The sequence below is a fragment of the Lactobacillus amylovorus DSM 20531 genome (assembly GCF_002706375.1).
GTDB classification, from domain to species: domain Bacteria; phylum Bacillota; class Bacilli; order Lactobacillales; family Lactobacillaceae; genus Lactobacillus; species Lactobacillus amylovorus.
Map to the genome: position 1 here is coordinate 1,032,581 of NZ_CP017706.1, position 22,214 is coordinate 1,054,794.

The window sequence follows — 22,214 nt, forward strand, 5'->3', positions numbered from 1 at the left end:
GTGAAGAAATGGAAATTATCGAAGGAAAAATGCCCTTCATGGGCTATGAAACTTACTACCGCATTGTTGGTAAACGAAGCGAGAAGCCGCCACTAATTCTGCTTCATGGTGGCCCTGGTTCAACGCATAATTATTTTGAAGTTTTTGATAAACTCGCAGAAATCGACGATCGTCGCATCATCATGTATGACCAATTAGGCTGTGGCAACAGCAGCATCCCTGACGATCATCCAGAACTTTATAACAAAGAAACTTGGGTTAAAGAATTAAAAGCTCTACGTGAACACTTGGCCTTGCGCAAGATCCACTTATTGGGCCAAAGCTGGGGCGGGATGCTTGCCATCATCTACATGTGTGATTACCACCCAGAAGGCATTCAAAGTGTGATCTTATCAAGTACCCTTTCATCAGCTTCATTATGGTCAAAAGAACTCCACCGTATGATCAAGTACTTGCCAATTGAAGAACAGGCTGCGATTCACCGCGCCGAATTAACGGATACATTTACCGAACCTGACTACTTGAAAGCCAACGAACACTTTATGAACCAACACGCCATCGACATGACAAAGAAGTGGCCAGAGTGCGTGATGCGTGAGAAAAAAGGTGGTACGGTTGCTTATGAGACTGCTTGGGGTCCTAACGAGTATACCCCTGAAGGTAACTTGCACGACTATGAATACACCGATCAATTGGGCAAAATAAAAGTTCCAACTCTGATTACGAGTGGAACCGACGATTTGTGTACTCCATATGTTGCTAAGATGATGCAGGACAACATCCCTGGCAGTAAATGGAAGTTATTTGAAAATTGTGGTCATATGTCATTTGTCCAAAAGACGGATGAATATATTGCTATGCTTAAAAAATGGCTTGATGCCAATGATTAACAAAAACGCCTCTGATTTTCTCAGAGACGTTTTTTAATAAGGAAAATCTTTAAGACGATCTTTTTCAGTGATCTTTCTAATTACCTTACCAGGTACACCTACTACTAAAGAATTATCTGGAACATCCTTAGTCACTACTGCCCCTGCTCCGATCACACAGCCATTGCCAATCGTTACCCCTGGACACACAGTAACATTACTTGCTAGCCAGCAATTATCGCCAATGGTTATTGGGGCACCATATTCAATATCATCAACTTCACCATCAGCTTGTTTTCTAGGGTTACGTTGTTCATACATTAAAGGATGAAGCGGCGTGATTAAAGAGACATTAGGACCACACATTACATTTTTACCAATTGTAATTGGACAAGTATCAAGAACCGTTAAATTAAAGTTAGCATAAAAATTATCTCCTAAATGAGTAAAGCAGCCATAATCAAACTGAATTGGACCTTGGAGAAAAACGCCTTTGCCATGATCAGGCAATAGCTGGTCTATAACTTTATTTCTTTCTTCCGCATTATCTTCTGGAATTTGATTATATTTTTGACTTAATAAATGAGCTTTTCTTCTCATTTCAGATAAATTACCTTTTCCAGGGCGATACGGTTTACCAGCCAGCATTCTTTTAGTATTTTCTTCCATAAAACCTCTTCCTTTACTTAAGCAATTAACTTAATCTTATCATGAAAGCGGTTTAAGTACCTCTGATTTCTCAGAGACGCTTTTTTAGATTAATATTTATGTTCAAAACGATTATCGGGTAAATCAATAAAATATTTATGACCACCTAAATCATTCTCAACTCGGCGATAAAGCTCAATCAAAAAGTAATAAGCAAGACAGTAAATTATCCCTATCACACAAAAGTAAATGTAATATGCTAGTACATTACAACTCACCAAAATTGCCGCAACCATAATTAACAAAATGGTTCCTACAGATACTATTTCATAAAACCTTTTCCAGTTATTCAACTGGATATGAAAAATCACCAAACAATTTTCAACTGCTCTACTGCCAAAATAGCAAATACTAATAAAGCAAAGACCAGCGGCAAAATGTAAAAAGCTTTGCATTCTTAACCAAGCAAGTAGAATAGTTGCTACCAAAGCTAAAATGATAAAAAGCCACTTTGTTAATCGAACAATATTATCCCTTTGATGAGTGAGAACTTTCTTTTGTGGATCATATAATAATCGATCGGCTAGCCAATTGTAGCTATCAATCCAATAATAAAAGTTTGCAATAAAGCCTAATTCGGTTAGAAACAAAAGAAGACCATACATTATCAATGAAAAAACAAGCAATAACATCCCTAAAATTCCAAACCAGGGAAGAATTGCACCAATTCTACGAGAACGAATGAATCTTTGAGTTCTACTGTCAACTGAAGGAATAGAAGAATGTCTCTCCATATGGTGCCCTCCTTTGGCGAAATTAAAGCACACTATTCCCTCAATTAATTCAACTGTAGTCAATAAACTACAAATTCCAATTTTTCACCATTTCCGCATATCCCAGTTCAAGCAGTTCATCTTTTATCGCGATTCTTTCATCATATTTTTCTGATTTATTTTCTACATTTTTCGCTCTAGCCAACAACATATGCATAAAATACGTTAGTTGCTCATAAGAAAAGACAGGCATTGCATTTGTAAACAATCTAATTGCATTAACATTGCTACTAAATTCGTCATTTTTATCCAATTCATCGTAAATTTGATCCACAACTTCATGTGGTAATTTTTTAATTTTATCTTCTAAGTATGCAATTCCAACAATTACACGTAATTTGAGAATAGGATCATTTAACTTAGATACTTGCTTTAAACAACCATGCATTGTAGCAATATCATGGCTATTAAAAGCAGTTCGAATTTTTTCTTCCAAGTACGCTTTTTTAGTTGTTTCACTTGGAGCATACGTATCTTTTATTTTATTGAAAAATTCATCAATATTGATCTCATGAGCAAACAAGATTCTCACTAGGGCTTCAGATCCAATGTTACGATTCTCTTGTTCTACTCGTGAATAAAATGTAGGATCGATTATTCCTTCCGCCATCTTTCTAATCGATAGCCCTAATTTAAGTCGCTCTTCTTTTAATGCTTCGCCAATTTTCATGTTTTACCTCATTCACAAAAACGCCTCTGATTTCTCAGAGACGCTTTTTTCTACTTAAAATTAGTTACTCTAACATAACGTTTTTGTGTTTTCGTTGCACCTTCAATACGATAATATCGTTTACCATTCTTGAACTTATAAGAACTGCCATACGTTGTAATTTTAGTACCCTTGCGTAAAACATTCTTATTCACACGACGATTACTTGTAGCGTAAATATAAGCATTTTTCTTTAAAGTACGCTTAGTTCCATCAACATTAGCAGCCTTAATGTAATCTGGTGCATTGATCACCTTGTAATATTTAGCATTCTTAATTACATATATTTTCTTTTCAAAAGTCACCAATTTGAAAGCCGAAATTTTTCTCAGCTTACTACCACCAATACTATCGTAAATTAATGCTTTGTGCATCACTCGTTTTGTAATTGCGTCGACACTTTCATGTACTAGATCGCTAGTTTTAATCCAAGTATTATTACTTAAACTGTTGGCATCTACTTGGCTCTTAGTCGATATTCTAGTGTAGCTTACTTTATTAATAATCTGAGTATCATTACCAACATATATAGCATCCCCACGGTTCAGTTGCTCACTCTTCCAAACTCTTCCGTCAGAAATGCGATAACTATCAGTCCAAATATCTACGCCCAATCTTTGCATCCCTTGAGGCACTACATAAACTTCAAAACTAGACGTAGACTTCTGACCTTGGCTATTAGTTGCGGTAACTTTAACTTGACCCCAACTTCCTGGTTGAGATGGATCAACAGTATTAGAATCTACGGTCAATGTGCCTTTATTGGTAGCTGTCAATTTATATTGTTCTTTATTACTTCCCCCAAAATTTAATGGATCAAATTTTGAACCTGAAGCAATCTGAAAGATCAAATTATTGACGTTCAATCTCTGATTCACATTGTTTTGATTGAATGTCACCTGAACTTCGGGTGCATTTTGCGTAACTGTATATGCATTACCGAATGGTACTCTTACGTTTACTACTTGCCCATTATTTCTAGCAGTCAATGTGACATAAAATCCAGTAGTTGGTATTTGAGCAATATTATTTGAATTATCAAGTAACACATTTTGTGATTGTACTTGTCCTCGTAATTCAGATACGTTGGTTGTAATTTGAACACCAGATACACTAAGAGAAACTAAACTTTTAGCCGTATTTAGAACTTTCTCTAAACTATCTCCATTATTTACGGCAATACCTTTTTCCATAGGTAAAATGGCATTATTAGCTAATTTTTGACCATTATATAAAAAATATAAATTATCACTATTTAAAGAACTAGTCGTTGATACATTACTTGCTGCTTTGACATTTGTAGGAGTGCCAAGCAACATACTGCTTGCAGATAATAAACTAACTGCAGTAAGCATAATTTTGGATACTTGTTTCATATTTATTCTCCATTGTCATTTGAATATAATCTGACTTTATATCTTACAGTGTAATTCTATCAAAATTTACAATACTAAAAACCCCCTAATAAGGGATTTTTGACTACTAAATTATATTGAAGTGCTCAAATTGTATATATCTTTGACCTGTTGAAACGCAAACGTCCAACTTTCTTTTAGTTGCTCACTTTCTAAAGAATTTAAGAATTGCTTGATCTGATATTCTTTGCCTGAATCTATATAATTCAATAAAATTTTCAGAAATTTAATTCTTACTCTAGTTAATAAATCATTAGCCGAGAAGTTCAACTGACATGTCGCATTCAACACTTTTCTTGCTTTATCCGGTACTTTTCTTTTTATCAAAACAAACACCGCATTAAGCAAAGTTATGCTGACATTCATTGCTACCAAATCTTTGCCAGACATCTTACTGGCTAACTCTCTAGCTAAACTATAGACAGTAGCACTATCCAGCAACAATTGAATATTCCCGAATAAAACTATTTCTTTTTCAAACCAATAATTAATATTCTTAAAGCACTTAGCCAATTCAGCTTTAAACTCTTTGTTGGTCAAATCTATTTCAGTTAAGTCCAAAAGTAATAATTGGCGGCAGTTGCTGCTCTAATTAAGTATTCTGATCGCAAATAATTATCATTTTCTCGATAATATGTATCAAGCAACTTATTGGTATAATCCTTTAATTCTTGTATCTTATTTTCTTGATACAAAAATTCAACTTTCATGATTACTTGCTTTATTTCTATTTCACTAGTAATTATCTCGTTGTAAGAAATATTCAGACTAGTAAGCAATTTATCGAAAATTTCTACAGGTAGCCCTTCTTCGCCTCTTTCCCAGCGAGATAATGCAGAAGTAGAAGTTACTCCCGTTTTCTGAGCTAATTCTTTAAGAGATACATGCTTTTTCTTTCTAATTTCTTTGAATTTTGGACCAACTAATTTATTAACTTTTGCATTTCTTTTCAATGAAAGGACCTCATTCACAAAAACGCCTCTGATTTCTCAGAGACGCTTTTTTCTACTTATGATATGGACTACCCGAGTTAATCATGAACGCACGATAAATCTGCTCAATCAATACCACCCGCATCAACTGGTGTGGCATGGTCAACTTACCAAAACTGATCAGATCATCCCCGCGCTTATTCACTGCATCGCTTGTTCCCAAGCTACCACCAATGACAAAGGTAATATCCGAATGGCCATACGTTGCCAAATCCTGAATTTCTTTAGCAAATTCCTCACTGCTACGCTGCTTTCCCTTAATCGCAGTAACGTACACGTACTCCTTATCCTTGATCTTGCTTAAAATTCGCTGGCCTTCAATTTCCTTAACCTTTTCGTCTTCAGCCGCACTGAATTTTTCCGGTGCTTTTTCGTCAGGCACCTGCACAATCGATACTTTTGCAAAACGACTTAGTCGCTTTTTATATTCCGCAATCGCATCTTTAAAATATTTCTCTTTTAATTTTCCAACACAAACAATCTTAATATTCATACCCACTAGTTTACTACAAAACTACTCAATAGTTTTCCACATTTATCATGAAACACAATCCATATTTTGTGGTATGATTTTAACTATACTCTATAACTTGTGGCTAAATAAATTCCAAAACTTTTTTGAAAAATACTTTCCCACATTTTTATTTTGAAAGCATTTTTTCACAAACTTTATTTGTTCTTTCCCGATATAACAGCATGAACATTTGTTTTAACAAAATATTTTTACTAACTTTATGAACATTTTACAATATTTTCCCACAGGTGAATAAAACTATAATTCCTTAGTTATGCACAATCCACAAAGTTATCCACACTTATCAACAGGTGTATATCTATTTGACAAATATTAAAGCCGAACTTTTCGGTGTTACACATTTAAATAGTTAGCAAAAAGACTATATCCGCGTTCAAAGCGCATGATATAGCCTTTTATTCTTGTAAACTTTTTACTTTACTTATTAATTGCCTTCAAGTTTAACCTTTAAGCTGACATTTTTACCATTTCTGTTCACGGTTACATTTACGGTATCACCGACTTTGTGACTGTACAGAATGCTGTGTAACGATGCCACATCGTCGACCTTCTTGCCGTCAACTGCAGTAATCACATCGCCGCTCTTCATGCCAGCACGGGCAGCTGAACCGCTCTTGTTAACAGAAGCAACGTAAATACCATTCTTAAGGTTGGACTTAATCTTCAAACGACTTCTGTATGCCTCAGGAATACCGTTAAGTGCAACTACTCTTACACCAAGTTGTGGACGAGTAATTTTACCCTTCTTAACCAACTCATTTACGATAGTAACAACTTCATTTGATGGAATCGCAAATCCCATACCTTCGACAGAAGTACCATCGCTTGATTGAGCAAGCTTCATAGAGTTGATCCCGATAACTTGACCAGCTGAGTTAACCAAAGCACCACCTGAGTTACCAGGGTTAATAGCTGCATCGGTTTGGATAACTGTTTGTTGGTTGCCGGATGAAGTTTCAATTGTTCTAGCAGGAGCTGAGACAATACCTTGCGTTACCGTAGAAGCATATTCACTACCAAGTGGGGAACCTACGGCAATTACAGTTTGACCAGCTTGCAAGCTCTTAGAATCACCAAATTCAGCTGTTTGAGTTACATACTTAGCATCGATTGATAAAACAGCCAAGTCGGTTGTGCTATCTTTACCAACAACCTTAGCACTTACAGTTTTACCATTAGCAAGTTGAACTTGAACGGCATCACTACCTGAAATAACGTGGTTGTTAGTTACGATGTAGCCTTTACCGTTTGATTTCATGTAGACAACACCTGAACCTTCACTGTAGGTTTCAAGCTTGCCGTTCTTTTTGGATGAACCGCCCTCATCATCGCCAAACAAGCTGTTATAGAGCGAATCCGTGCTGCTTGCTGATGATTGGCGCTTTAAATTAATTACGGACACTACAGCGCCTTTAACGTCGTTATAAGCAGTAGTCATGGTGCCACTTGTCTTGGCACTCTTTTGCGAGACTTTGCTGCTGCTCGATGAGACGCTGGTTTGAGCTGCACTATTATTAACTGATGCACTGTTCATTTGATCAGCTGCGTAATATGAAACTCCACCACCGATAAGTCCACCAACTACACCAACAATAGCTGCAGTGGCAATAATTTTACCATTGCCGCTTCTTCTTTTTGGCATTTGACTATTATTGTTTTGATTCTCTGTCATACTTGTCTCCCCTTAATTTTACTTTTTAATATCATACCGATTAAATTTGAACTTTGTATGAAAAAAAGGTGCTAAATTTGAATCAATTTCGTTGGCTTAGCAGGCTCTGTATCAATTATCTTAGCATCATCGCTTAAATCTGCATCCCCTTCAATCAACATTTCCTTCGCCGTCTCATGAGCGAGGTACTCCGTATTATTATGCTGGCTGCGGTGTGCTAAAAAGATGTGCTTGGTCTTCGACGTCACCACGTCCACCAAGGCTTGAGCAGCTTGATCATTAGATAAGTGCCCTACATCTGACAAGATTCTCTGCTTCAATGGCCAAGAATACGGTCCATCCCGCAACATCATCGTATCATAATTAAATTCCATCATGTATGCATCTGCGTCTTCGATCGTGCCTTCAACTTCTTCAGAGACATAACCGGTGTCGGTTAAAAATGCGACACGTTTGCCACCACTAGTGAAAACGTAGTATTGGGGTTCAGCTGCATCGTGGCTAGTCGCAAACGCCGTAACATCTAAATCGCAAAAAGTTTTTGTCTGTCCCGGCTCAATCGTGTTCATCTGCTCAGCCGGCAATTTGCCAATTTTTTGTGTATCAAGCAAGTACTGCCACGTGCCGCTGTTGGCAAAAGCATCAATTCTAGGATAGCGTCGCATTAACACACCAAGGCCGCCACTATGGTCCGTATGATCGTGGCTTAAAAAGGCCATGTCGATGTCATTGATGTCTACTCCGACATCTGCTAGCAAATCTTTAGTCTTTTTACCAGACAGGCCAGCATCCATAAGGATTTTATGCTGGCCTGTCACTATCAAACTGGTATTTCCGGTTGAACCACTTGCCAAAACGGAAACTTTCATTATTTACTTCTACCTTTCTACGTTATAGGTACTCGATTGCAGCATTTGTGCTGTATAAGCATTCACACGCTTTAAAGTAATATTCTTAGTCGTCTTGTTTTCTACCCAAACTAACCAAGTTGGTAATAGAATCGTGCTGCCGCGAACTTCAGTTAACTTAGAATAGCCTAACTTAATGCGGGCAACGCGAGAATTGTTGGTCAATTCACGGTCGGTGTACATGGCACGAATCGCACGCCAAGCACTGATGGTTGACTGCAATTCACGCACAGGACTAGCTGGCCCCATGTAAGTTTCGGTGTAGTTAGTAATCTGATTGTCCTTGACACTGATTGTCAATTGAGCCACATTGGCATAAATTTCACCATAGTCAGAAGTTTGAACAAACATGTAGTTGTCGGCACTCGACATATCCGGTTCATACTTGAACTGCTTGCCATAAGGCACGTTTTTCGGATCATTTTTAAACTCATTAACCTGCTTCAACGCGGTCTTTTCATTCTTAGACAAAATTGTAGCTAGCTTTGGTGTAGCGTAAAGCGTATTGTCAGTCTTTGAGTAGCGTGCAGTAACATTAGTTAAATCACTTACCTTAGAAGACAAGTAATCTCTATTTTTAGTGGCTAAATAGTAGCCTGAATCCGGCGTATTCGAAATTGATTCGGGTAGATCGATATTGTCCGACTTCATCTCTGAGCGAATGCTGGCCACACTTTGCATTGTGGTATCCGCATTGCTCAAGTTAACAGGTGAATGCAGAATTTCGATTCCTAAATAAATATCAATTAGTAAGAAGACAATGAAAAACAGCCATTCAATTCGTTTATAGTCCATTGAATTACTTCGCCTCCCCGCTAGTTACGGATTCGCTAAATTTACGGTAAGTGGTCAAATCTTGCTTTTCCCACTCGCTAACGCTCTTCCATTCATCATAGGCCTTCACATAATAAGTTGGCACTAGGTTAATCAAACCATGACGACTAGAATCTTTTTCAGTCGTAAAGCCAATCACGATTCTTTGAATATTGTCTTGCTTCAAGCCGTGTGATGCCAATTCATCAACTACGTCTTGCGTCGGCTTAATCGTTTTGGTCTGTCCATCAAATGGAATTGGAATCTGAAAGTTGACGCTGTTAAAAGCTACATTGATTGAATCCGTTGAGAAAGTAGTTTTAACTTGTAAATCATGCTTATTCAAGAAGACTGGAATTCCTTCGATGTAGTTCAAATAGCTGACGTTTGAACCATCTGCGTCAAAGAAACGCAAATCTTGTTCGGTCAAACCAAGTTGGTGCACATAGTAGACACTATCGAGCAAACGACTCGTTGCGGAAGGAATCTTATTCTTTTCGTAATGAGTGTAAAGATAGTTATGCTCGCCGGACTTAGGAGCCGGCACCTTCAATCTGGTGTAGTAGCTAAGTGAATAAATTGTTTGACCGTTTTTATTCGTCTTACTGGTAACACCAGAAGTACCTAACAAACGTGAGACAAAGTAAGAATATGATTGATGGTTAGTCAAATAGCTATAAACCTTACCATCGATTTCTCGACTATAAAATGGTGAGTAACCTTCTCTTAAACGTACCAGACGTACTGGTGACTTGCTTTTGGCATTTTGCGCATATTTACGCAAACGATCAAAGTTAGCGCCCTTGATTTTAATCTGGTAAATTTCGTTGTTTTGGTCATTGCCCAGATAAATCCAGTGATTGGATTTGGAAACGAAGAAACGGTTGAATTCACGATCATCATTAGCAGATTTGTTCAATTGGTTAAATAAAGAAAAGGTAATCTCATCTGGATAAACCAATTGCACGTATTCTGGGCTATTCAAGTACTCTTGATATCTGGCTTGTGAATGAACGATTTTCTTGATCTTGTTAACAGCCTTAGCCTTCTTGATTTCTTTAGTAAACTCCAAAGTTAAGTTGTTCTTGGAATCATAAAGCTGACACAAGTTGCCGTTAGAAAAACCATAGGAAGTCGTTGGAATATACAGATCATAAAGAGATTTTACGCTGCGGTTGCGTACCTGCTCCTTAGTCGTTGTATTTTCTTGATTCTGTTGACCGATGTTACTGAAGCGTTGGTCACTGGTCATAATGAAGATCCACAACACAATGGACAAAGCTATGACGATAAATGTGCCTAAGCCCAATAAAAAGTCGCCTAGCTTGAATCTAAACTTCATCCCAGTCGTCCTCCTCTGTCATTGGTTCATAAGGTAAGGAAATGTAGAAGGTAGAACCTTTGCTTTCGCTACTGTCAGCCCAGATACGACCATGGTGGGCTTCAACGATTTCTTTAGCAATCGCCAAACCCAAACCGGTACCACCTTGAGCACGTGAACGAGCCTTATCGACTCTGTAGAAACGATCGAAGATCTTGCCCAAGTCTTTACGTGGAATACCCAAACCTTGGTCGGAAATACTCAAGATGACGTGGTTTTTGTTTTGCGTCAAACGAACCGTAATTACACCACCATCTGGTGAATATTTAATTGCATTGTTCATGATATTGTCGATTACCTGCATCATCTTGTCGGTATCGATTTCTACCCAAAGAGCTTGATTGCCTAATTCACGCTTGATCGTGTATTTCTTCTTTTTATCCTTGTTTTTGTCAGTCTTAACGATCATGTCGAATCTATTCAAGATGTGGTTAACAAAATCGTTCAGGTTAACAAATTCAAGGTCCATCTTTGAAACGCCACGGTCCATTCTGGAAAGACTGAGCAAGTCGTTGATCATACGAATCATTCGACTAGTTTCTTGTTGCGTTACTTCCAAGAATTTTGGCGCGATGTTTGGATCCTTCCAAGCCCCTTCGTTTAAGGCTTCAATGTAGGCTTGCAAACTAGTAAGTGGCGTTCTAAGTTCGTGCGAAACGTTAGAAACGAATTGCTTTTGTGAATCTTCGTTCTTTTGTTGTTCCGTTACATCGTGCAAAACGCATACACTACCGGAAACAAAGCCCGTTACTCGCTTAATCAAAGAGAAGCTAGCATGCAGGATCATTTCGTCACGCGTATTTGGATCGATTGTAACGACAATTTCTTTTTGACTAGAAATTAAATCTTGTGAGGAAGTATCCTTCAAGCCAAGGACTTCCGCGATTGGTTTGTTAATGACGTCTTCTTCTTTAACATTTAAGAAGTTCAAAGCCATCTGGTTAACAACGCTGACGTTGCCGTGACGATCGGTAGCCAGCACCCCATCGCTCATGTGCGAAAGCACGCTGTCCAACCTGCGTCGTTCACTATCGGACTCTTCTTGCGAGCTTTCGATTCGAACAGACAAAGTATTAAAGGCACGACCTAATTGACCCAATTCATCGTTTGAATAGATCTTTACCTGGCTAGAATAATCACCATCGGCAATATGCAAGGCCTGCTTCTGCATTTCTTCGATAGGCTGCGTAATTGCCCGGGAAATGACTAACGCCAGGAATGCGCCAAGCAGTGCCGCAATTAAGGATGCAATCAAGAATGTTAATGAAATCTGCCGCAGGTTGTTAAAGACATCCTGCATGCTGGCTTTCACATAGATCGCTCCGACGTTGTTGTTAGATCCATTTCCACTAGTTAGTGGAGAAATCTGGATCATGTAATTGCCGTGGTCATCGATTACCTTGTTAATCTGATGCCCGGTTGAAATTACTCGCTTAACATCGGTGTTGTTGATTCTTTGACCGATCTTGCTTTTATCATTCAAATTAGAAACGGCACGAATCGTATCCTTGTTGTCAACAACGATAATTTCACTGATCGCATCATTATTGTAGTCATTAACGATCTGGTTCAAACGGTCGTTGGCATTTTTACTGTCACTGTTCAGTTGATTAGCTAATTGATTACTTACAACCGTCTGAATTTGAATTGACGATTGAAAGTTCTCAATACTAGTTTGTTCAAGCTGTCTGGTAAAATAAGCTCCAATAACTTCGATTGTTGCCAGCAGCATCAGCATGAACACGATCGCTAATTTCATATTGATGGAATTAAACGTATCATTTAACTTTTTTCTGAGTCTTTTCATTTCTCACTCAACATCTAAAAAAAGAAAGCCACTTACTTCTTCAGTTCTGTGGCTTTCTTTAACTATCCCTCACTTGGCTGTTTTACGTAATAACCTACACCACGGCGAGTAACTAAAACTTGAGGTTGAATTGGATTATTCTCAATCTTTTCTCTTAAACGGTGAACGGTTACGTCAACAGTCCGCACATCACCAAAATAATCATAGCCCCAAACAGTTTGCAATAAGTGTTCACGGGTCATAACTTGTCCCATATGTTGTGCTAAGTAGTAAAGAAGTTCAAATTCACGGTGAGTAAGTTCGATCTTCTTGCCATTCTTTTCAACAATATAGGCATCTGGCATGATTACTAGATTGCCGATCTTAATATTCTTATCGGGCTCTTCTTGGTTAGCAGCCTCAGCCTTCTTAACGATATCACGGCGACGTAAGTTAGCCTTAACACGAGCAACTAATTCGCGGTTAGAAAATGGCTTAGTTACGTAATCGTCTGCACCCATTTCAAGTCCTAAAACTTTATCAATTTCAGTATCTTTAGCAGTTACCATGATAATTGGCATATCGTGCGTTTGACGAACTTCACGAGCAACCTCGAGTCCGTCTTTCTTTGGTAACATCAGGTCCAGAATCATTAAATCTGGATCATATTCGTCAACTTTTTGAACAGCTTCTTCGCCATCATAGGCAGTGTCGACGTCAAAGCCCTCCTTAGTTAGGTTAAATTTGATAATATCAGATATAGGCTTTTCATCGTCGACAACGAGAATTTTTTTTGGCATCGGGAATGCCTCCTTTGCTCTTACATTATACTGAATTTTGTAACATTAGCCAAAAAATTTGAGTTTTTTTCAAAAAAGTCTTGCATTTTTTTACGTTTCAGAGCATAATAATATCTGTTGGTTGATTCAACACATGGGTGGCTAGCTCAGCTGGCAGAGCAACGGACTCTTAATCCGTGGGTCCAGGGTTCGATCCCCTGGCCACCCATAACTGTAAGAGATATGACCGAAGTCATATCTCTTTTTTTGTTCATTCATTTGATTAGCGCTTGTAAGCTCTTTCTTGGTAAAATAGAAGAAAAGAACTTATTCAAGGGGGGCTTTACTATGAACGAAGCTGTATTTTTCAATCCGGGGGATGCCATTGCATCTTCACACGACTTCAAGGAAGCACGGCGCAGTGCACAGATTATTAAGGCAAAACGTCCGACTGGCCGTCAGATTGTCATTGCCGAGAATGATAAAAATGGCGTGTACGCTGTCTACTATGCCGATAGTGCAAACAAAGATCAAAGCGGAATCGCCCACCACATTAAGGATCAAATTTAAGAAGAAAGTCACTTTTTGTGACTTTTTTTATTTTCGCCGATTGTAAAATCAAATTGAACACTTTAGAAAAATAAAAAGTCCATTTGGACCTGTTTGATAGAATGTTAATAATCACAAAAACATCTATTGGAGGTCACAAATGGACTCTTTACATTCTATCATGCCTAAGCACCAAAAGAGAAAGCATTTATCATTTGAGCAACGGGTTGTTATTCAAACCCGTATTAAAGACGGTTTCTCTCTTAGGGCTATTGCTCGTGAGCTTGATTGCTCTCCTTCTACTATCAGTTATGAGGTTAAACGTGGTACTGTTTTGCTTTATCATGGTAAGCAAAAACGCTATAAGGCACAACAAGGTGATAAAGCTTACCAAATACATCGTAAGAATTGCGGTCGTAAATCAGATTTCTTAAAGAAATCTGACTTTATCAAATACGTTAATAAGCATTTCTGCGAAGATGGCTGGTCTCTTGATGTATGTGCCAATCGCTGCTTAGCTTTAGGAGAATTTTCTCGTGATCAGGTAGTTTGCACTAGAACCTTGTACAACTATGTAGATCAATGCTTAATGGGTATGAGATATTCTGATTTGCCAGAAAAGTTAAAGCGCAATACTAAAATACATCGCAATTCGTAAAAATAAGAAAAAGCTTGGCCGAAGTATTGAAGAACGTCCCAAGGAGATCAATGATCGTAAGGAATTTGGCCACTGGGAATGCGATTTAGTCTTAGGACATAAAACTAAGGATGATCAAGTACTGCTAACTTTGTCTGAACGAATGAGCCGTGAATTTTTAATCTTGCGTATTCCTGATAAGACAGCCGCCAGTGTGATGACTGCTTTTCAGGCTCTGCGCAAACAGTATAGTGAACACTGGAATGACATCTTTAAGACAATTACAACTGATAATGGATCAGAGTTTGCGGATTTATCCAATCTGGAGACAGTTTCAAAAACCCTGGTTTACTATGCTCATCCATATACTTCTTGTGATAAAGGCACTGTTGAAAGACACAATGGCCTTATTCGCAGATTTATTCCCAAAGGTGATTACATCAATAACTATTCTCTTCAAGATATCATTAATATTGAAACCTGGTGCAATTCGCTACCAAGAAAGATCTTGGCATATCATACTCCAGATTAAATCTTTGAGAAAGAATTAGATCATATCTATCAAGCAGTATAAATGTTCAATTTATTATTGCAATTTACGCTTTTTTTATTTTTTCAAAAAAAGGGTTGTCAAAACCTATTTCAACTGGTAATATATTTAACTGTCAGCACGAGAGCTGATGAAACAAATATGGGTGGCTAGCTCAGCTGGCAGAGCAACGGACTCTTAATCCGTGGGTCCAGGGTTCGATCCCCTGGCCACCCATAATATGAAAAGGGCACTGCGAGGAGTCGGTGCCTTTTTTGTGCTTAAAATTTGATATGTGAAAAAGGCGGCTTAATAGCCGTCCTTTTTGGATCAGTGTGAATTATTGTACCCCCCAATTTATGTGCTTTAATATGGTTAACATTCGAATATTAATGAGGTGTTAACACATGAAAAAGAATAAAACAATATTTACTATTTTCATCGCTATCTTTTTAGGCATCGTTTCACTAAGCATAAATTCCAGCCCAGTTAAGGCAGCCAATACTGTGAAGTTGTATTTAAACAGTAACTCCTATGTATACAACAACAAAGGTCAACGTTTACATGGTAAAAGTAACTACCTTAAGAAGAATAAAGTTGTTACTGCTCCAGGAAAATTGCAAAAAACAAATTCCGTGAAGAGATATTACATAATGAAAGATAATAGTTCAACAGGTGTAATGAATTCTAAAGAGAATTTGTTTAATTATTTATATTGGCTTCCATATAAAACAATTAAAAAGCAAGAATACTACAAAATAGGCTACAACAGATATATCAAGTGTATAAACGTTAAATCTATTTACAGTAAAGATCCATATGCAAATAAGGCGAATGAACTAATAACTAATCAAGCAACTGTTGTAACAAAAGATCCTAAGACAATTAACCAAAAACATATTTATGCACTAAAAGAAGTTTCTAAAAATAAAGCAGAAAATGCATATGTATTACCCAAAAATAAGAAATTAGTCGTAGATGATACTGCGGGATTTGATAATATGTACTCTGAAGCATACCATATTAAGAATACGAAATATTATATTTATGCTGGTGATATAGTTAAAAGACCTAAGCATACGGTATATTCTCATCCTTACAAGTCCATCATCAATGGAGTCAAAACTTTATACTAAAAGTTATTACAATACGAAAAATCCTGCCCTAATGGACAGGATTTTATTTATATATCTTACTTTTTCGCAGCAGCTTCTGCTTCAGCGGCTGTGTTTGATGGAGTCAGCTTTACGCTTCCATCAATAAATTTAACATCGCTAGCTTTTACATAAGCATTATGCCCAACATTAATTGTGCTCCAATGAACGGTTGGCGTTGTACTTGCATAAAAGCTTGTACCTACCAAGTGATAGAATAATTCCGCCTTATTTTCACTTGGTACCCAAATATATACTAACTTGTCTACTTTCAATTAGCCTTTTTGTTTACTTATTTTTTGACCGTTATGATCTTGGATAGTTCCGTCTGCATTATACACATCAGTATCCTTAGGGAATGTAATGTATGAGAAGTTTTCAAAGAAATAGTCATGTAGTGGAATACTCTTAGCAGCTTTCACATCAGAAGCATTAATCCACTGATTAGTACCTTTGATGTGATAAAAATGGTCGTCGTTTTCACTTCTCTTAGAAAGTTCATTAAATTCCAAACGATCAACTGTAAATTTTGTTCCTACAGGAGTAATATGAGCCGTTCCTTTATAACCACTACTGGTTTGAGTAATTAAATGAGTTGGAGTGGTTACAGTGACTGTTGTTTCTTCCAAATTAGTAGATGTTGATGATGAACTAGATCCATTCACTGAAGTATTAATTTTAATAACTGGTCCTAAATTTGCTGATTTAATGTATTGTTTGCTGGGACCACCAATTCTGAAGTAGAGCTTGCCATTTTTGAATTTGTAAGAACCACCATAAGTAGTGACTGTTTCACCTTTATAAAGCTTCCATCTGCCGTTATACGAAGTACGACCATTGGAAGACTTATAAACATAAGTGTTATGCGTTACTTTACGCGTTACACCATCAATGTTAGTAGCTCTTAAATAGTGATTTAATCCATTTACTTTGTAATACAAATTGTCATTTATTTTTACAGGCTTAGTCATTACATCAACGGTCTTGTATGCATAATATTTGGTACCTGTGCTCTTACCATCTCTGTTATATGCTATTGAAGTATGCATGATCGTTTTAGTAATAGTAGTATCTGCAGCTTAAACCGTATGAGTTTGTGAGCCAAATGAAAGCATTGGACTTACAGCCATCAAAGCTGCAACCGAAGTTAAGATAAATTTATTTTTCTTCATTTTAATCATCCTTCTGTTAATATCTCGCTGATACTTCTATTATCTCCCCCCAATTTTTAAGTCAATCAACACAATCTGAATTTTTCCAGCAAAAAATCCTGCCCCTACGGACAGGATCTTTGTTAATTATTTAATTTATCTAAATCTACATAGTATGGTAAAAGATTCGATATTTTAGTTGTTGATCCCTTTATATTTGAAGCGCTGATAAATGTATGAGTACCTTTGATTTGATACTTATATTGTGGTCCAGCAGTCTTAGCATTAACAGTTACGGTTGTACCGCTAGGAATACGTTGGCCTAAAATCATACCTCCAGCTCCAACATTAACGGTCTTACCATCAACAATAACTCTATGAGCATTAACGCCATTAACTTTAACGACTCCAGGCAACACCTTCCCTGTTTTTGCATCTGAAGAATCATTCACAACATAAACTGGTACTGTTTGACGACCAGGGGCTGTTACCGTAATCTTTTCGCTATTAGAGCAATTCTGCAAACCATTAATTGTGGCAACGTTTCTAACGTTGATATATCTACCTTTACCCAATGAGTAATAGTAACTATTCTTTATTTTCTTATAAGGCAAATAATATTTTTCAGTACTAGTTGTATAAGCTTGAGAGTCTATGTTACTCTCAAGCACATAATATCTTTTATCTTGGCTAGTTTTTCTTAAACTGCCTGAAAAATAAACTGGATATCTATAAGATCAATGTCATTAAGTTAAGACATTGACAAATCTGACAATATTTTTTGAGACATTTATCGAATTACTTTTCTCGGTAAATGTCTTTTTTTGATAGCACAAATAAGCCATCCTAGGATAGCCACTTTTTAATTAATCTAAGCTACCAAACGATAAGGAAAACTGATAACTAATTTTGCTTTTAAATTACGTTTATCTTTTCTTCCCGGTCGAATTGGAGTTATATAAGATGCCATATCAAGCACTAATTGTGCAAAGCTTATATCTGAATTATCGCTTATCATAAAGTATCGTCGCCAAATACAGCAGGCCATTTTAAAATCTATTTGATATTGATATTTGCTTTTAACATATGGCTTTGAGCTGGCGGCTACTGATAAGCTCACTGCATCATACATTGCAAAATGGGCGTATATCTCCATATAAACAAATTGATCTTTTTTAGAATGAAACTGGACGCCGCTTAAGTCATATTTAAGCTCCCTAAAAGAAGTTTATATTCCCCAGCGAAGATGATAGATCTCTTTCATTCTAGCTAGTGGGTATTTGTCCCGGTCTAAATTGGTGATCAGAACTTCCCACTCATCGTCTGAACCTGGTGGATTAATTCTAAACTTACAAATTCGAAATTTAACATTGCATATATCTTCATGGTCCCAGCGTGAATCTTTGGTATTTTTTGAGCGTACAGCCTTGTAATGATGTTTTTTATGGAATACCAGGTGAAGAAACTTTTCCGTATCTTTGTGAGTTATATAGTAGCGATGCGATGCAGTTACTTTACAGGAAAGCTCACTATCATATTCATGGCCTGACAATGTGGTAATTTCTTTAATAGCGCCATTCCCAGCTTTTGTTCGAATAACATAGTGACAATGCTTTAGCCGATTACAGGTTTCAATCAAATTAAAACTACTATAGCCACGATCCATTAAAACTAAAAAATCTTTTTCTTGTTTATCTAGATTCTTTAACATTGTTAGTGCCGCTTCACGCTCATCCATTTTTTGTCTGGGCTGAATGACCATATCCAAATATAATTTATTCAAAACATCATAAAGAGCATTTACATGGATCTGACAATATTTTCTACCATCTTTGCCTTGAAAAATATTCTTTGATTTTGGATTAAAAGGCTGATCAAAATCGGAACCATCAATCGCTACAACTAAGTATTTGTCATCTAGTAATTGTGGTGCATTGTTTGCCTGACTAAGCTCAGCCATGATTTCTTTAAAACATTCGGGTTTTAATTTAGCCTTTTGTTGTTCGAAAGCCGAAGCGGTCATTCTGGAATTTATGTTAGGAAAAGCATGAAAAATTTCCGAGTTCAAACTGCCGGCTCCCATGTTTAGAATCAGCCTAATCAAATCAACGACATTGAGCTTACGACAACGGGTAAAGGCCTGATCTGAAACAGAGAAAGCATGAATATTAGTGGCGATTTTATTGATAATATTATCCATCAGTTTTAGAATATTTGAGTGAAGGGATTTCATAAGAGTCACAGCTTTCTATGAAAGACCGGATAATATGACGAAAGTGAGCAGAAGAGTAAATTAGACTCTGCTCACTTTTTATTTTACGTAGAAAAAGAACCGAATCAAAATGATTCGGTTCTTAAGGTCCCATCTTCGTCAATGTTTTAACTTAATGACATTGATCTATAAGATAAGCTACCTATCTTTTTACCACTAGCATTGTAAATATAGCTATTATTTAACAAACGGAAAGTATTTCTTCCATTTACTTTGCCAATAGAATCCAATGGAACATATTTGCCTTTACCAACATTGTAGCAGACATATTTTTGCCCCTTAATAAGCCGTGGACTACCGTAATATTTCATAGTAGCGTTGGTCTTAATTCCACTCGATAAGCTTTTCCCGTTTACGTTATAACTTAAAGCTGTACTTTTGATACCAGCATAATAATTAGTATGTATCGTCTTTTGCGCAGCTTGAACTGTGTGAGCTTGTGAGCCAAATGAAAGCACTGAGCCAATAGCCATCAAAGCTGCAACTGAAGCTAAAATAAATTTGTTTTTCTTCATTTTAATCATCCTTCTATTAATATCTCACTTATACATCTATTATCTCCCCCCAATTTTTAAGTCAATCAAGGCAGTCTGAATTTTCTCAGCAAAAAATCCTGTCGATAATGACAGGATTTTCCTACTTTTTCTTAATTTTTATTCTCTGCAGCCGCTTTAGCTTCTGCCTGAGTGTTACTTGGCTTAAGTTTCAAACCATCAAAGTATTTCATATCACTGGCCTTAACATAAGCATCAGAAACTTTAAGCTTATCGCTTGTTGACGAAGTTGTATAAAAGCTTTTAGCAATCAGATGGTAGAACAACTCAGCCTTATTTTCACTCGGAAGCCAAATGTATAATAGGTTATCAGCTCTGAACCAATTTGCTTGCTTTCTCACTTTTACTCCATCAGCGTTCAGCTTTTCACCTTGACGATTATATACATCTGCGTTGTTCTTAAATCTTACCAAAGAATAATTGGTACGGGCATTTTCAAATTCTGGATCAAACAAAGGAATCTTTTTATTAACTTTAACAGCAGAGCCCATTATCCATTGATTGCTGCCTTTAATATGATAAAATCCATCGTCGTTAATCATTCCTGCTGGGAAGTTATCACTAAATGAAGTTACCTCATGGCGATCAACTGTCAATTTTGTTCCTGGCTTTAAATTCTTACGGACAGTATTGCCTTTATTATTAAAAGTTCTAGCAAGCCAATCAGCGTGTGGCTTTATTACAGCAGTAGCAGTCTTGACAACAGGTCTAGCTTTGAAGTTAGCTACTTTGACGTACTTATTTGATGTTGGACTAATTTTATAAAATTTTTGACCATTTTTAAGTGTCTGTCCATCACCATATGTAGTTACTGATTGCCCCTTGTATAATTTCTTTTTATTTTTATATGAAGTTCTCTTATTGGTTGAATTATAGATATATGCGTTTCTTGTGACTTTTCTAGTTGCAACAACAGAATATGCTGCTTTTACTTGTTGAGTAGAAAATACTCCAATAGCCATCAAAGCTGCAACTGAAGCTAAAAAGTATTTCTTATGATTCATTTCATTTTCTCCTTTATTAACTCTTAACGTTATTATACTCGGATAGAAAAAAAGCGCTTGAAAATTTTTCAAGCACTTTAAAATATTAATCCCATTCAATTTCATAAATTCTATTTAAAATTGTGAGATTCTTATTATTAACAAGCTTATGATACGCAACTGTTAAATAACCATGATTTTCACCAATAATCTGAATTGATTCTACCTCTGAGTGCATTCCTTTTCCGCTAATATTAACAGCAGATAATCCGACTTCTTCCCATTGTGAGGTCTCTTCATGCGCATAATAAGGAATCTTTTTAATCATTTTTGGATAATACTTATGATCTTCCATATTCGGTTTATGTTGACTAGTAATATAAATATTCCCTGCGTTATCTAAATCATAACCCTGTACAGAATTATTCATTAAATCATCAAAATTAGAAATAGTAAAACTATCTTCACATGGATATTTTTGCTTATCGCGTAAATCCACATAATCAATACTTGTATCATCTAAAGCTTGATTAATCATTTTTGCATTATAGATAACAAAATGTCCAGTTCCATCATTTTCCATTGTAGCAATTAACATTTTTGTATAGTCTGGAGATAGTGCTGCTTCTGCCCTCTTAAAGTTTTCAGGACTTTGACAGTAATCTTTAGGTTCTCTAGCTTGATCTAAGTATGCAATTCGTGGAAAAGCAGTATTACTATCGTACGTTTTACTTGCCTTTAAAGATCTAATATCTACACGAGCAATTTGCTTAGCCCAATGTTCCTTAGTAGGTTTCACGCCCACAAACCATTTACCCGATTCGCCTGAAAACTCCCAGGTTTGTGTATGCCCTGCAGCTTGTCCCACTAACTTTAAAACCAAATTAGTTAAATTGCCACGAGTCCCTCTAAATACATATGTATCTAACTGATCACGCCATAATTGCAAACCATAATCATAAGTTTCACCAACATTACCTTTTTGTATAACTGACTTATGTCCTGTACTTACATCAAATTGATTCAAAATTCTAGCATCAACCAT

Annotated in this window: 21 protein-coding genes, 2 tRNA genes and 3 pseudogenes; 6 read left to right on the plus strand and 20 right to left on the minus strand. The window is 36.7% G+C overall.

All coding sequences use genetic code 11. The features are described from left to right. The first annotated feature begins 8 nt into the window (after positions 1–8). The gene (gene pepI, locus LA20531_RS05380; protein ID WP_056940239.1) at positions 9–890 is read left to right on the plus strand and encodes a proline iminopeptidase; all 882 of its coding nucleotides are present in this window, start codon (positions 9–11) and stop codon (positions 888–890) included. Between the two features lie 33 nt (positions 891–923). Here pepI and LA20531_RS05385 read toward each other — a convergent pair whose 3' ends face one another. From LA20531_RS05385 to yycF, 13 genes are all read right to left on the minus strand, one after another. Further along, positions 924–1,538 carry a sugar O-acetyltransferase gene (locus LA20531_RS05385; protein ID WP_013436940.1) on the minus strand — a complete coding sequence of 205 codons (615 nt, stop codon included), beginning with the start codon at positions 1,536–1,538 and terminating at the stop codon, positions 924–926. 89 nt (positions 1,539–1,627) lie between these two features. Continuing rightward, a complete protein-coding gene (locus LA20531_RS05390; RefSeq protein WP_056940240.1) occupies positions 1,628–2,311 on the minus strand; it encodes a hypothetical protein in 684 nt (227 codons plus the stop codon). A 67-nt stretch (positions 2,312–2,378) separates the two neighbouring features. Beyond that, on the minus strand, positions 2,379–3,020 hold the full coding sequence (locus tag LA20531_RS05395; RefSeq protein WP_056940241.1) for a helix-turn-helix domain-containing protein: 642 nt from the start codon (positions 3,018–3,020) through the stop codon (positions 2,379–2,381). A 50-nt stretch (positions 3,021–3,070) separates the two neighbouring features. Then, entirely contained in the window at positions 3,071–4,435 is a 1,365-nt protein-coding gene (locus LA20531_RS05400; RefSeq protein WP_056940242.1) for an SLAP domain-containing protein, read from the minus strand. A 111-nt stretch (positions 4,436–4,546) separates the two neighbouring features. After that, on the minus strand, positions 4,547–5,035 hold the full coding sequence (locus LA20531_RS11575) for an Rgg family transcriptional regulator (RefSeq protein ID WP_233995095.1): 489 nt from the start codon (positions 5,033–5,035) through the stop codon (positions 4,547–4,549). After that, positions 5,026–5,427, minus strand: a complete 402-nt coding sequence (locus tag LA20531_RS11580) for a helix-turn-helix domain-containing protein (protein WP_224429940.1) — start codon at positions 5,425–5,427, stop codon at positions 5,026–5,028. Before LA20531_RS11580 ends, LA20531_RS11575 begins: the two co-directional genes overlap by 10 nt. Before the next feature lie 52 nt (positions 5,428–5,479). Next, positions 5,480–5,959 carry a 23S rRNA (pseudouridine(1915)-N(3))-methyltransferase RlmH gene (rlmH, locus tag LA20531_RS05410; RefSeq protein WP_025015279.1) on the minus strand — a complete coding sequence of 160 codons (480 nt, stop codon included), beginning with the start codon at positions 5,957–5,959 and terminating at the stop codon, positions 5,480–5,482. A 466-nt stretch (positions 5,960–6,425) separates the two neighbouring features. After that, positions 6,426–7,673 (minus strand): S1C family serine protease, encoded by a 1,248-nt coding sequence (locus tag LA20531_RS05415; protein WP_056940243.1) that lies wholly within the window; start codon positions 7,671–7,673, stop codon positions 6,426–6,428. A gap of 71 nt (positions 7,674–7,744) precedes the next feature. Next, complete coding sequence (locus LA20531_RS05420; RefSeq protein ID WP_056940244.1) at positions 7,745–8,542, minus strand: MBL fold metallo-hydrolase; 798 nt, start codon at positions 8,540–8,542, stop codon at positions 7,745–7,747. A gap of 9 nt (positions 8,543–8,551) precedes the next feature. Then, positions 8,552–9,376, minus strand: coding sequence for a two-component system regulatory protein YycI (locus LA20531_RS05425; protein ID WP_056940245.1), 825 nt, complete (start codon positions 9,374–9,376; stop codon positions 8,552–8,554). Between the two features lie 4 nt (positions 9,377–9,380). Continuing rightward, positions 9,381–10,736, minus strand: a complete 1,356-nt coding sequence (locus tag LA20531_RS05430; protein ID WP_056940246.1) for a YycH family regulatory protein — start codon at positions 10,734–10,736, stop codon at positions 9,381–9,383. Continuing rightward, positions 10,726–12,582, minus strand: a complete 1,857-nt coding sequence (gene walK / locus LA20531_RS05435; protein WP_056940247.1) for a cell wall metabolism sensor histidine kinase WalK — start codon at positions 12,580–12,582, stop codon at positions 10,726–10,728. Before walK ends, LA20531_RS05430 begins: the two co-directional genes overlap by 11 nt. A 62-nt stretch (positions 12,583–12,644) precedes the next feature. Next, positions 12,645–13,361 carry a response regulator YycF gene (gene yycF / locus LA20531_RS05440; protein WP_025015284.1) on the minus strand — a complete coding sequence of 239 codons (717 nt, stop codon included), beginning with the start codon at positions 13,359–13,361 and terminating at the stop codon, positions 12,645–12,647. A gap of 135 nt (positions 13,362–13,496) precedes the next feature. Between yycF and LA20531_RS05445 the strand changes: the two genes are divergently transcribed. The 5 genes and pseudogenes from LA20531_RS05445 (at position 13,497) to LA20531_RS05465 (ending at position 16,191) form a co-directional block, all read left to right on the plus strand. After that, positions 13,497–13,569, plus strand: a tRNA-Lys gene (locus LA20531_RS05445). A gap of 119 nt (positions 13,570–13,688) precedes the next feature. Continuing rightward, positions 13,689–13,910, plus strand: coding sequence for a hypothetical protein (locus LA20531_RS05450; RefSeq protein WP_056940248.1), 222 nt, complete (start codon positions 13,689–13,691; stop codon positions 13,908–13,910). Positions 13,911–14,049: 139 nt separating this feature from the next. Continuing rightward, positions 14,050–15,058 (plus strand): annotated as a pseudogene (locus tag LA20531_RS05455) (IS30 family transposase). 161 nt (positions 15,059–15,219) lie between these two features. Then, a tRNA-Lys gene (locus LA20531_RS05460) sits at positions 15,220–15,292 on the plus strand. A gap of 170 nt (positions 15,293–15,462) precedes the next feature. Beyond that, positions 15,463–16,191 (plus strand): SLAP domain-containing protein, encoded by a 729-nt coding sequence (locus tag LA20531_RS05465; protein WP_056940747.1) that lies wholly within the window; start codon positions 15,463–15,465, stop codon positions 16,189–16,191. Between the two features lie 56 nt (positions 16,192–16,247). Here the strand turns inward: LA20531_RS05465 and LA20531_RS05470 are convergent. The 7 genes and pseudogenes from LA20531_RS05470 to LA20531_RS05500 form a co-directional block, all read right to left on the minus strand. Beyond that, positions 16,248–17,381: pseudogene (locus LA20531_RS05470) on the minus strand (SLAP domain-containing protein). Between the two features lie 122 nt (positions 17,382–17,503). Beyond that, positions 17,504–17,935: a hypothetical protein gene (locus LA20531_RS05475; protein ID WP_236704203.1), complete on the minus strand. Its 432-nt coding sequence runs from the start codon at positions 17,933–17,935 to the stop codon at positions 17,504–17,506. 296 nt (positions 17,936–18,231) lie between these two features. After that, a complete protein-coding gene (locus LA20531_RS11585) occupies positions 18,232–18,516 on the minus strand; it encodes a hypothetical protein (RefSeq protein WP_099202284.1) in 285 nt (94 codons plus the stop codon). A gap of 72 nt (positions 18,517–18,588) precedes the next feature. Beyond that, complete coding sequence (locus LA20531_RS11360) at positions 18,589–19,593, minus strand: transposase (RefSeq protein ID WP_099202286.1); 1,005 nt, start codon at positions 19,591–19,593, stop codon at positions 18,589–18,591. A gap of 164 nt (positions 19,594–19,757) precedes the next feature. Further along, positions 19,758–20,147, minus strand: a pseudogene (locus tag LA20531_RS05490) (SLAP domain-containing protein); the annotation flags it as partial. A gap of 131 nt (positions 20,148–20,278) precedes the next feature. Further along, positions 20,279–21,190, minus strand: a complete 912-nt coding sequence (locus tag LA20531_RS05495; RefSeq protein WP_013436928.1) for an SLAP domain-containing protein — start codon at positions 21,188–21,190, stop codon at positions 20,279–20,281. 85 nt (positions 21,191–21,275) lie between these two features. Further along, positions 21,276–22,214 (minus strand): helveticin J family class III bacteriocin, encoded by a 939-nt coding sequence (locus tag LA20531_RS05500; RefSeq protein ID WP_056940606.1) that lies wholly within the window; start codon positions 22,212–22,214, stop codon positions 21,276–21,278.

What these genes read in the sequence shown, in the direction of transcription:
- walK (WP_056940247.1), bottom strand. Translation starts at nt 12,582, where the DNA reads ATGAAAAGACTCAGAAAAAAGTTAAATGATACGTTTAATTCCATCAAT.
- LA20531_RS11585 (WP_099202284.1), bottom strand. Translation starts at nt 18,516, where the DNA reads ATGGAGATATACGCCCATTTTGCAATGTATGATGCAGTGAGCTTATCA.
- rlmH (WP_025015279.1), bottom strand. Translation starts at nt 5,959, where the DNA reads ATGAATATTAAGATTGTTTGTGTTGGAAAATTAAAAGAGAAATATTTT.
- LA20531_RS05450 (WP_056940248.1), top strand. Translation starts at nt 13,689, where the DNA reads ATGAACGAAGCTGTATTTTTCAATCCGGGGGATGCCATTGCATCTTCA.
- LA20531_RS05495 (WP_013436928.1), bottom strand. Translation starts at nt 21,190, where the DNA reads ATGAATCATAAGAAATACTTTTTAGCTTCAGTTGCAGCTTTGATGGCT.
- LA20531_RS05425 (WP_056940245.1), bottom strand. Translation starts at nt 9,376, where the DNA reads ATGGACTATAAACGAATTGAATGGCTGTTTTTCATTGTCTTCTTACTA.
- LA20531_RS05400 (WP_056940242.1), bottom strand. Translation starts at nt 4,435, where the DNA reads ATGAAACAAGTATCCAAAATTATGCTTACTGCAGTTAGTTTATTATCT.
- LA20531_RS05415 (WP_056940243.1), bottom strand. Translation starts at nt 7,673, where the DNA reads ATGACAGAGAATCAAAACAATAATAGTCAAATGCCAAAAAGAAGAAGC.
- LA20531_RS05500 (WP_056940606.1), bottom strand. Translation starts at nt 22,214, where the DNA reads ATGGTTGATGCTAGAATTTTGAATCAATTTGATGTAAGTACAGGACAT.
- LA20531_RS05465 (WP_056940747.1), top strand. Translation starts at nt 15,463, where the DNA reads ATGAAAAAGAATAAAACAATATTTACTATTTTCATCGCTATCTTTTTA.
- LA20531_RS05420 (WP_056940244.1), bottom strand. Translation starts at nt 8,542, where the DNA reads ATGAAAGTTTCCGTTTTGGCAAGTGGTTCAACCGGAAATACCAGTTTG.
- LA20531_RS05430 (WP_056940246.1), bottom strand. Translation starts at nt 10,736, where the DNA reads ATGAAGTTTAGATTCAAGCTAGGCGACTTTTTATTGGGCTTAGGCACA.
- yycF (WP_025015284.1), bottom strand. Translation starts at nt 13,361, where the DNA reads ATGCCAAAAAAAATTCTCGTTGTCGACGATGAAAAGCCTATATCTGAT.
- pepI (WP_056940239.1), top strand. Translation starts at nt 9, where the DNA reads ATGGAAATTATCGAAGGAAAAATGCCCTTCATGGGCTATGAAACTTAC.
- LA20531_RS05385 (WP_013436940.1), bottom strand. Translation starts at nt 1,538, where the DNA reads ATGGAAGAAAATACTAAAAGAATGCTGGCTGGTAAACCGTATCGCCCT.
- LA20531_RS05395 (WP_056940241.1), bottom strand. Translation starts at nt 3,020, where the DNA reads ATGAAAATTGGCGAAGCATTAAAAGAAGAGCGACTTAAATTAGGGCTA.
- LA20531_RS05390 (WP_056940240.1), bottom strand. Translation starts at nt 2,311, where the DNA reads ATGGAGAGACATTCTTCTATTCCTTCAGTTGACAGTAGAACTCAAAGA.
- LA20531_RS11360 (WP_099202286.1), bottom strand. Translation starts at nt 19,593, where the DNA reads ATGAAATCCCTTCACTCAAATATTCTAAAACTGATGGATAATATTATC.